Annotated in this window: 3 protein-coding genes and 3 pseudogenes; 2 read left to right on the top strand and 4 right to left on the bottom strand. The window is 34.0% G+C overall.

Going from position 1 to position 2,480, the window contains the following annotated elements; translation table 11 throughout:
• Positions 1-150 (top strand): annotated as a pseudogene (locus tag ACMZ6U_RS10070) (IS982 family transposase); the annotation flags it as partial.
• A gap of 120 nt (positions 151-270) precedes the next feature.
• On the opposite strand, the gene ACMZ6U_RS10075 reads toward ACMZ6U_RS10070, so the two are convergent.
• The 4 genes and pseudogenes from ACMZ6U_RS10075 to ACMZ6U_RS10090 form a co-directional block, all read right to left on the bottom strand.
• Positions 271-444, bottom strand: coding sequence for a cysteine-rich KTR domain-containing protein (locus ACMZ6U_RS10075; protein ID WP_416108295.1), 174 nt, complete (start codon positions 442-444; stop codon positions 271-273).
• Between the two features lie 9 nt (positions 445-453).
• Positions 454-1,197 carry a lysostaphin resistance A-like protein gene (locus tag ACMZ6U_RS10080; protein WP_416108296.1) on the bottom strand — a complete coding sequence of 248 codons (744 nt, stop codon included), beginning with the start codon at positions 1,195-1,197 and terminating at the stop codon, positions 454-456.
• Positions 1,197-1,760, bottom strand: a complete 564-nt coding sequence (locus ACMZ6U_RS10085; protein WP_416108297.1) for a TetR/AcrR family transcriptional regulator — start codon at positions 1,758-1,760, stop codon at positions 1,197-1,199. The genes ACMZ6U_RS10080 and ACMZ6U_RS10085 overlap by 1 nt, the downstream gene beginning before the upstream one ends.
• Positions 1,761-1,900: 140 nt before the next feature.
• Positions 1,901-2,242 (bottom strand): annotated as a pseudogene (locus ACMZ6U_RS10090) (TnpV protein).
• Positions 2,243-2,297: 55 nt separating this feature from the next.
• Here ACMZ6U_RS10090 and ACMZ6U_RS10095 point away from each other — a divergent pair.
• Positions 2,298-2,480 (top strand): annotated as a pseudogene (locus ACMZ6U_RS10095) (IS982 family transposase); the annotation flags it as partial.

Genomic DNA, 2,480 nt, shown 5'->3' on the forward strand with positions numbered 1-2,480 from the left:
ACCATGAGAAGAACGATCGAAACTCGCTTTTCTGAACTTTGTGCGCTATTTGATATTGAGCACACGTTAACGAGACGCATTAGGGGACTACAATTGAGAATCGAACAAATCATACTGGCTTATCATTTGAGATATTTTGAAATCAACTAGCACCACGGGTACTTGTTGCTTTTAATAAGGATACAAAGGTAATGGGTATACAAGTTTGTCGGGCAAAAACTAGGGGAATATTTTCTTTTTCAAAACCTGTTGGGGAGCAAAAAGGTATAATTATTTACTAACTGCAAGCGTGATTTTCATATCCTGAACATTGATAATTGTCTCCTGCTTACATTTTGGACAGTAGAGAGGAAAGTTTTTTAATTCCGTGTCTTCCCGTATCATAGTACGGGTTTTATTGCCGCATACAGGGCAATATATCCATTCTGAAATAATAGTTAGCATATAATATCATCACCGATTATCTTTATTTTCATACTCATCAAATTGTTTTGTTTTTTTCAATATCCACAGTGCGTAACTTACGCTAACAATACATAATACTGCACTTGAAATAATATGAAACTTCATTGAAGAATTTTCAACAGCAAAAACGCTCGAAGAATTTACAAAACTATGTGCAATAATACACGGCAAAAGGCTCTTTCCTTTGTAAAAAATAATCGTAAAAAGAATGCCTATTGCGATTGCATAACAAACTTGTAAGAGTGTAGGTGTTAAATCTTTTCCGTTTAGTAAGTTTACAATATGTCCAATTCCAAAAGTAACACTTGAGGTAACAATCGCCAACTTTACATTATCCTTGTATAATGATTTGAACAGAAATCCACGAAAAATAATTTCTTCAATGAATCCAACGCAGAGCATACTTAAAATATATAACACAGTTTCTAAAACAGATAACTTCATCGTAACGCCATTCCACAGGTTAATACTCATAATTAGAAGTAGCGGAGCAAAATATAAGTAATTTCTAAGGCTTCCATTAAAAGAACACAGACCGTATTTTTCTTTTAAGTTGTGTTTACGCACAAAGCCTAAAAGAAGCAATGTAAAAACGATAGCAACGGGTGCAGTAATTATTTTTTCAGTGCCAAGCGAAGCAGAAAAGCTGTCAGCAACACTGAACAAAACAACATAGGAAATAATCCAAACTAATGAGAAATTTAATTCATTTTTCTTATATAAACGATACATTATAATCCTCCTTTTAATGAATAAATTATTCCATCAAATACCAACTCTAAATCAGATATAATCGTCTGCTCGTCATAGGTTATTTCGTTATTTGCAAACATACTTGCATATCCGTGTGCAATCAAAAACAATGAGCGAAAAATAGTTTTTGCTTGTTCTGTATTGATCCCTGCCTCTTTGCTGAGTGTAGCTATAATAGGCTGTAATTCTTCAGAATTTATCAACTCAGAAATGTTTTTTCCTATAAACTCATTTGTTTGAAAGAGAAACCGAAACAAATTTTTCTCTGTTTCAGCAAAGCGTATATAATTCAGTCCAATATTTTTCATCGGATTTTCACTCTGAATATTAGTTATATATTTGGAATGATATTCATCTGCCTTAACATATACAGTTTTTTTCAATTCCTCTATTGTTTTAAAATGATACATAACAGGTTGAGTGGAACAGCCTAATTTTTTTGATACAGTTCGTGCATTGATATTTTCTGCTCCTTCACTTCGTGCTATCTCAAATGCCGCATCTATAATCATCTCTTTTGTAATTTTCACCTTTGGTGGCATTGTTTTCACCTCTTCATCATATTATAATTAATGTTATATAACTTTAATTATAATTAAAAGAGAGCTTTTTGTCAAGTTTAGTAACGAAACTAAAATAAAAATAAGCGGCAGAGCTTTTACCCTCTGCCGTCTTTATCTACTTATCCGAAGATAATTTCCTTATTCACAATCTCCCTTGCACACGCTTGTATATTATTTATTCTCTGCACCTACTCTAAGGCGTTTTCCGACTTTAACTGTTCTGTTATGCCCTGCGACTGTTTCATCTGTTCCACAAGCCTTTTAAAGCGTTCCTCCGTCTGTTTATCGACATCGACAAGATATTCATTTAACTTACCACTTGTGAGCAGCGTAGTGTAAAATATTTTGTTATGTTCCTGTAAATAGCGTTTGTGTCGCTGTCCCCATAAGCCGATAGGCTTGTGTTCTTTTTCGGTTGGTAATGTAAGACAAGGAATACTCGTGGTGCTAGTTAATTTCAAAAAAAGCCCAAGAGGACTATACTGTAAGTGACAAAACAAACAGGAGGTAGTCCTAATGAGCTACTTACAGTATACCGCTAAATCCCATCATTTACAATGGAATATCAAACAATTATCCCAAATTTGTTCTCAATTTTATCGCCATTACTGTCCCGATTCGTTGAAGCATCGTCGCAATATCAGTTTAGCCAAAGTTTCGGATGAGTCACTGCTTGTTTTATTGCTACTTCAAGCTGAA

This window comes from Streptococcus pluranimalium (genome assembly GCF_047785745.1).
Classification (GTDB): domain Bacteria; phylum Bacillota; class Bacilli; order Lactobacillales; family Streptococcaceae; genus Streptococcus; species Streptococcus pluranimalium_B.